We start from the raw sequence: 7,261 nt of genomic DNA, 5'->3' as shown, positions 1-7,261 counted from the left end.
CAGGCACCCACGCCCCCCCCCCCGGCCCCCCCGCCCACCCGGCCCGGGGGGGGGGGGTACGGGGGGGGGGGGGGGGGGGGGGGCCGGGTTGGGCGCCCCCCCCCCCCCGACCGCAATCCACAGGCCAAAATCACAGGCCCAAACCACAGGCCGCAAACCGCACGCCGCAGCGCGGGTACCGGCTGTCGGCTGTTGGTTGTCGTCCCTTTGAGCCCCGGGCTCAGCCCTTGAGGCGAGCCATCCACGCCTCGACGTCGTCCGAGGTGCGCGGCAGGCCGGCCGACAGGTTCCGGTTGCCGTCCTCGGTGACGAGGATGTCGTCCTCGATCCGGACACCGATGCCCCGGTACTCCTCGGGCACGGTCAGGTCGTCGGCCTGGAAGTACAGGCCCGGCTCGACGGTCAGGCACATGCCCGGCTCCAGCGTGCCGTCGACGTACGCCTCGGTGCGCGCGGCGGCGCAGTCGTGGACGTCCATGCCGAGCATGTGGCCGGTGCCGTGCAGGGTCCAGCGGCGCTGCAGGCCGAGCTCCAGGACGCGCTCGACGGGTCCTTCCAGCAGGCCCCACTCGACGAGCTTCTCGGCGAGCACGTGCTGCGAGGCGTCGTGGAAGTCGCGGAACTTGGCGCCCGGCTTGACGGCGGCGATGCCGGCTTCCTGGGACTCGTACACCGCGTCGTAGATCTTGCGCTGGATGTCGGTGTAGCTGCCGCTGATGGGCAGGGTGCGCGTGACGTCGGCGGTGTAGAGGGAGTGGGTCTCCACACCGGCGTCGAGGAGCAGCAGGTCGCCGGAGCGGACGTCGCCGTCGTTGCGGACCCAGTGCAGGGTGCAGGCGTGCGGGCCGGCGGCGCAGATGGAGCCGTAGCCGACGTCGTTGCCCTCGACGCGGGCGCGCAGGAAGAAGGTGCCCTCGATGTAGCGCTCGGACGTGGCCTCGGCCTTGTCGAGGACCTTCACGACGTCCTCGAAGCCGCGGACGGTGGAGTCGACGGCCTTCTGGAGCTCGCCGATCTCGAAGGCGTCCTTCACGGCACGGGCCTCGGAGAGGTAGACGCGCAGTTCCTCGTCGAGCTCCTTGGTCACCTTGTCGGTGAGGGCGGTCTCGACGACGGAGTCGTGGCCCCGGACGTTGCGGACCGGGCCCTCCGCCTCGGCGAGGGCCTCGGCGAGCTCGCGGACGTCCTTGGCGGGGATGCCCAGGAGCTGCTCGGCCTCGGTGAGGGAGTGACGTCGGCCGACCCACAGTTCGCCCTGGCCGGAGAGCCAGAACTCGCCGTTCTCACGGTTGGAGCGGGGCAGCAGGTAGATCGTGGCGGTGTGCCCGGTCGCGCCCGCGGGCTCCAGGACCAGGACGCCGTTCTCGGTCTGGTCACCGGTGAGGTACGCGTACTCGGTCGAGGCGCGGAACGGGTACTCGGTGTCGTTCGAGCGGGTCTTCAGCCGGCCGGCCGCGATGACGAGGCGGTCTCCGGGGAAGCGCGCGGACAGCGCGGCACGGCGCTCGGCCGTGTGCGCCGCCTGGGCGATGGGCTCCAGGCCGCGGAGTTCGGTGTCGGCCCAGCCGGTGCGCATGCTCTCCGCGAGTTCTTCGCTGACGCCCGGGTACAGCCCGTTCTTGCGCTGCTTGTGCTTCTTCTGGGGCTGCTCTTCTTCCGGGGTCTCCGGGGTGAGCTCGTCAGCCACGTCTTCTCCTCAGCTGCTACGACATGCAGGTACCGGGTATGGACCTCATCCATCGTATGTGCGAAGAGAAGGCGCCCGGAGGGACCTGTGACATATCAGTCAAACCGGACGATCGCCTTCCGCGACCTGCGCGCTCCCCCGTCTCAGTCGAACCGGACGGCGAGCAGCACCACGTCCTCGTCCGGGTTCGCCGCGGGCGCGGCCGGGTCCTCCCCGGGCAGCACGGTCCGCAGGATGTGGTCGCAGATGGCCCCCGGGTCGTCCCGGGCGCTACGGGGAACCCCCGCGGCCGCCGCGTGCAGCCGGGCGTACGCCCGGTCCATGGCGTCGCCGGTGCGCCGCAGCAGGCCGTCGGTGTAGAGCAGCACCGTTTCTCCCGAAGCGGGCTCGATCTCCACGCTCGGTGCCTCCCAGCAGGCGAGCATCCCCAGCGGCGCGGAGAGCGTGGTCTCCACGTACTCGGTGCGACGCTCGCCGATCAGCAGGGGCGGGGTGTGCCCGGCCCCGGCCAGGATGACCTTCCGCGCGGCTGGCTCGCAGTACGCGAAGAGCGCGGTCGCCGAGCGGGCGGGCTCGGTCAGGCGGAGCAGTAGTTCGAGGTCGGACAGGACGGCGACGGGGTCCTCGCCCTCCATGACGGCGTACGCGCGCAGCGAGGCCCGCAGCCGTCCCATCGCGGCGACGGCGCTCGGCCCGGAGCCCGTGACGGATCCGACGGCCAGTCCCATGGCGCCCTCGGGCAGCGGGAGGGCGTCGTACCAGTCGCCGCCGCCGCGCGGTCCGGTGTGGTGCCGGGCGGCGAGCTGTACCCCGGCGATCCGGGGCAGCCGGCTGGGCAGCAGTTCCTCGGTGACGGTGGCCAGCCGGGTGCGGGAGCGCTCCACCTCGACCATCCGCGCCAGGTGCTCGGCGGCGTGCCGGACGTAGAGCCCGGCGAGGTCGCGCTGCCGCTCGTTGGGTTCGGCCTGTTCGTCGTAGAGCCAGACGGCCGCGCCGAGCCGGCCGGTGGCGTCGGCGGTCAGCGGCAGCGCGTAGCTGGCCGCGTAGCCGAGCCGGGCCGCGACCTCGCGGTGGCGGGGGTCGACGGTGGGTTCTTGGCCGCCGGCCCCGGTGGCCGCCGGCGCGGCGCCGGGTTCGGGGAGCACCTCGGAGCCGCCGTGGGCGTCCGGGAGCCCGTCGAGGATGCGGCCGTAGGAGGTGGCGCTGCGCGGCACCGTCTCGATGTGGCCGAGGTCCGCGCGTCCCAGGCCGAGGCCGATCGTGGTGGTGGGGCCGAGCCCGTCGGAGGGTTCCAGGACGACCAGGCCGCGACGCGCGCCGACCAGGGCGGCTCCGGCCCGTAGGAACTCCCGCAGGGAGGAGTCGAGGTCCCGGGCCCGGGCGAGGCGCTCGGTGAGTTCGTGGAGGGTGGTGAGGTCGGAGACCATGCCCGCCAGCCGGTCCTGGATGACGCTGCTCGCGGCAGGCTGGGCGGCCTGGGCGGGGGTGGTGCGTACGGGCGTGGAAGCGGGCGTGGGCGCCGGAGTCTGCGCTGACGCTGTAACTGCTGGATCGATTCCAGCCACTTTCGGCAGATGCGGGGCGCTCATGGCGTCCGCCTTTCCACCTGGTGCGATTCGCCATATAGCATCGCAAACCCCCAGATCGTGCTGCGCCGCCATCGATGGATTTACATCTACACGCACACGAGGAGCGATGTCCAGCATGGCGCCAGCGGGAATCCTGGTGTCCGAGGGACGACAACTCACTGTCCGGCCAGGGCTAAAACTTGGCCGGAAAAAGCTGGAAGCGGACGGTTTTTGCGATCGACTGGGCGGGCGTCGTAGCGGCTTCGGGTACGTAATCGGTAGTGCCCAGGGTCAGTTGACGCCTCCCGGCACCGCCGGGAACCGCCCGGCACGTGCCGTCGTCCTTAGCGGCGGCAGCCGGTCTCGACACCGGTGCGGGTCGCTCTCCGCCCCCGCCGGACGTTTGATGGACCCGTAAGAAAACCGCACGGACCGTGTGAACCCGCTTCCGGTGGACAGTGACGCGAAACGTGTACGTGTGGTGAAACACCGCTCACATGGTGTGATGTGGCCCCTCGGCGTTCAACGGAAAGGAACGAGCGCTCATGCGCGAGATCCTCGGAAGGCGTCTCCAGCGGCTCCGCGACCGGTGGAAGACCCCGCGCGCCGCCTCCCGCGCCGCTTCGGCGGCCGCCGAAGCCGCGGGTCGGTCCCCGCTCGACGAGGCGCTCAGGTGCGCCACGCTCCTGCGGTGGCCCGTACTCCCGGGCGTGGGCCGGGCCGGCGCGGACAGTGCGCGCTGCGCCTGCCCCGACCCCGACTGCGTGGTGCCCGGCGCGCATCCCTTCGACCCCGGACTGCTCGCCGCCACCACCGACCCCAAAATGGTGGCCTGGTGGTGGGCCAAGCGGCCCAGTGCCCCGCTGCTGCTGGCCACCGGCGGCACCGCGCCGTGCGCGGTGAGCCTGCCGGCCGCCGCCGCCGCGCTTGCCGTCGTACGACTGGACGCGCAGGGCATGCGCCTCGGGCCGATCGTCGCCACGCCGACCCGGTGGGCGTTGCTGGTGGCGCCGTACTCGCTGGAGCGGCTCGGCGAACTCCTGTACGCCAAGGACCACGTGCCCGCCTCGTTGCGTTTCCACGGCGAGGGCGGGTACTTGCTGCTGCCGCCCTCCACCGCCTCGGGGGGTGGGCAGGTCTGCTGGGAACGCGAACCGGCGACGGGTGAAGGCGGCTTGTGGTTGCCGGACGTCGAGGCGGTCGTGGACGCGCTCGTGGAGGCGAGCAGCGGCGCCCCGGGTGGTGGCAGCCGGCTCGCCTACTGAGCGCGGCGGACCCGGGAAGGGAACGTGCGGGGAAGCGCCGGGAGATCCCGGTGGCGGCCGCATCACTCGTACGGGTGCCAGCAGGGCCGGTTTCCAAGGGAATTGGGCGCGGGGATCTCCGGGGCCCTTTCCGGCGTCGCTATCTTCGGCGAATGAATCTCCGCCTGATCGGTATCGGCGCCGGTGTGCTGGTCATCTTGTCGCTTCCCCTCGCCGGGGCGATCGCCGGGCCGGATTTCGCCGGTGAGGATGACGGAAAAGGCGGGGGTTTGCTCTCCTCGCTCGGCCTTTCCGGCCCTTCCCGTACGCCGGTGGCGCCCGGTACCCCCGGCGCGGCACGGTCGGCCGAGCGCGAGGTCCTCCCGTCGCAACCCGGGCCGGACGTGCGGCCCCGTACGGACACCCGGTGCGGTCCGGAACTCTCCTCCCCGCACGGGGTGGAGGCGCAGACCTGTGTCCTGGAGAGCGGGGGGCAGACCTGGGGGCGCAGCTACTACCGCAACACCAGTGGGCGGACCCTGGACGCCGTGCTGACCGTCATGGGGCCCGAGGGACGCACGGTGCAGATCCGCTGCGTCGTCGGGGCGGGGGACGAACCGGGTTTGTGCGAGACGCCCCAGGAGGAGTCCGCGGGAAAGCCGATCGACTACTCGGCTGTAGCGGAATTTGCAGTTCCGGATGAGGAAGGGCAGCTGCTCCTGCGGTCCGGGAGCAACTCACCGGAGCCGGGCGACGGTTGACCGCAGCCTGAAATGGAAGGGCCCGGTCGCTGGCGACGGGGGATGCACCAGCGACCGGGCTACAAGAACGGTAACAAGAGATCGCCTGTTCGCAAATTCGATCTCTGATATTCAGACACCGATTTGCAGGCGATTAGAGGGAGTTGCCGCCGCCGTCACGGCTCCCGCACGCCGGCCGGCGTCAGCTGAGCGTCACCTGGCGGTTCGTGAGACCACCGCGTGCGCGGCGTTCCTCGGCGGTGAGCGGGGCGTCCGTGGACAGGGCCGCGGCGAGCCGCTCCGCGAACTCGGCCGCCGGCTTCTCCACGTCGTCGGCGGAGACCCCGGTGGGCAGGTCCCAGACAGGGACGACGAGGCCGTGCGCGCGGAAGGAACCCACGAGTTTGGTGCCCTCGCCGAGCGAGGAGGTACCCGCGGCGTGCAGTCGCGCCAGCGCGTCGAGCAGCTTCTCCTCGGGGTGCGGCATGACCCAGCGCAGGTGGTTCTTGTCCGGCGTCTCGCACCAGTAGGCCGCGTCGACGCCCTCCAGCTTGACCGTCGGGATGGCGGCCGCGTTGGCGCGTTCCAGCGAGGCGGCGATCTCGGGGGAGGACGTCTGGGCGCTTTCCGACTCCGGAATCCAGAATTCGAAGCCGCTGTGCACAACCGGCTCGAAAACGCCGTCCAGGTCCAGCAGATCCTGCAGGCGGGTGCCCTCGGCCGGAACTCGACGGGCCGGAACCGGCGTTCCCGGTTCCGCCACGAGCGCGCGCTCCAGGGTGTCGGCCATATCGCGGGCCAGGTCACCGGTGGTCGAGTCGTTCTGCAGGCCGAGCAGGACGGAGCCGTCCTCGCGGCGCAGGGCCGGCCACGCCATGGGCAGCACGGTCACCAGCGTGACGGACGGGACGCCCTCGGGCAGTCCGTCCTTGAGGGTCAGCGGGATCGTGGCGGCGGGTACGAGCTCGCGCAGCGCCACCCAGTCGCATTCGCCCGGCAGGCCCTCGAAGGGACGCTGCACGTGCTCGGTGACGGCGTGCGCGGCGGCCGCGCCGTGGCAGGCCTTGTAGCGGCGACCGGATCCGCAGGGACAGGGCTCGCGCGCGCCCACCACCGGGATTTCCCCGTTGTTGAGCTGCGGCTTCGCGGTCTTCGCGGCGGGGCGCTTCTTGGCCATCGTGGGTGTCTCCCGGTTGCGGCGGTACGGCGGGTCTCTCTGGTCGCGAGCCTAGCCGTTCGTACCGCCGGAACCGGTGGGGTGCGGCCGGGAGCACGGTCGGCGTGCGCTCCCGGACGGCCGCCCGCGCGGATGATCCGGTACTACGGGGATCGATGCGGATGGGGCGGACGATGCGGTCGGTTGGTAGTCGGTCGCTAGTCGGTTGGTGGGTGCGGTCCCGTGCGTGGGATCCCGTCACGGATCCAGATCTTCGAAGGCCGACGCGAAGCCGATCGCCGGGGCAGTGACGCGCGTAGCGAAATCGTCGTGGCGCGCCCCACGGGCAACGATCACCCACACGGTGACCTCGCCCGCCGCCCCGTCCCGGACGCCCCAGTCCTGGGCCAGGGCGCTGATGATGTTCAGCCCGCGGCCGCCCCGCGCGGTGACCGAGGGCGTGGCCGGAACCGGGCGGGTGGGACCGCCGCCGTCCGTGACCTCGACCGTCAGTCGTCCCGCTTTGTCGACGCGCCACGCGGCGCGTATCTCCCCGTCGCCGATCTCCCGAGAGCCCAGGGGCCGGCCGTGTCGGCAGGCATTGCTGAGCAGTTCGGAAAGGATCAGTACGGCATCGTCCACGACCGATTCGGACAGGCCGCTGATGCGAAGTTGTTCGCGCATGCGGTGTCTCGCCTTGCCCACGCCCGCAGGACCATGGGACACGTCCATGCACGAAGACGTGGGCACTTCCTGTGCCATCACCAACGCCACCCCCGGTACCTCCTTAGCCCCACGCCATGATCTGGATGCCCCAATGGCCTGGACCGGAAACCGCCACAACCGGGTCCTCTGACGCATTCATG

General features: G+C 71.6%; 6 protein-coding genes. 2 read left to right on the top strand and 4 right to left on the bottom strand.

Features of this window, described 5'->3' with window-relative positions; translation table 11 throughout:
* Positions 1-220: 220 nt before the first annotated feature.
* Both NOD94_RS20880 and NOD94_RS20875 read right to left on the bottom strand, forming a co-directional pair.
* Positions 221-1,687: an aminopeptidase P family protein gene (locus NOD94_RS20880; protein ID WP_281207526.1), complete on the bottom strand. Its 1,467-nt coding sequence runs from the start codon at positions 1,685-1,687 to the stop codon at positions 221-223.
* Between the two features lie 143 nt (positions 1,688-1,830).
* Positions 1,831-3,393 (bottom strand): PP2C family protein-serine/threonine phosphatase, encoded by a 1,563-nt coding sequence (locus NOD94_RS20875; RefSeq protein WP_281207525.1) that lies wholly within the window; start codon positions 3,391-3,393, stop codon positions 1,831-1,833.
* A 407-nt stretch (positions 3,394-3,800) separates the two neighbouring features.
* On the opposite strand from NOD94_RS20875, the gene NOD94_RS20870 reads away from it, so the two are divergent.
* Entirely contained in the window at positions 3,801-4,520 is a 720-nt protein-coding gene (locus NOD94_RS20870; RefSeq protein WP_281207524.1) for a bifunctional DNA primase/polymerase, read from the top strand.
* Between the two features lie 152 nt (positions 4,521-4,672).
* On the top strand, positions 4,673-5,260 hold the full coding sequence (locus tag NOD94_RS20865) for a hypothetical protein (protein WP_281207523.1): 588 nt from the start codon (positions 4,673-4,675) through the stop codon (positions 5,258-5,260).
* Between the two features lie 181 nt (positions 5,261-5,441).
* On the opposite strand, the gene NOD94_RS20860 is transcribed toward NOD94_RS20865, so the two are convergent.
* Positions 5,442-6,416, bottom strand: a complete 975-nt coding sequence (locus NOD94_RS20860; RefSeq protein WP_281207522.1) for a DUF5926 family protein — start codon at positions 6,414-6,416, stop codon at positions 5,442-5,444.
* A gap of 237 nt (positions 6,417-6,653) precedes the next feature.
* Positions 6,654-7,256 (bottom strand): ATP-binding protein, encoded by a 603-nt coding sequence (locus tag NOD94_RS20855; protein ID WP_281207521.1) that lies wholly within the window; start codon positions 7,254-7,256, stop codon positions 6,654-6,656.
* Between the last annotated feature and the right edge of the window lie 5 nt (positions 7,257-7,261).

The sequence above is a fragment of the Streptomyces sp. Isolate_45 genome (assembly GCF_024721315.2).
Lineage (GTDB): Bacteria > Actinomycetota > Actinomycetes > Streptomycetales > Streptomycetaceae > Streptomyces.
This window is presented reverse-complemented; position numbering and strand designations above follow the sequence as displayed.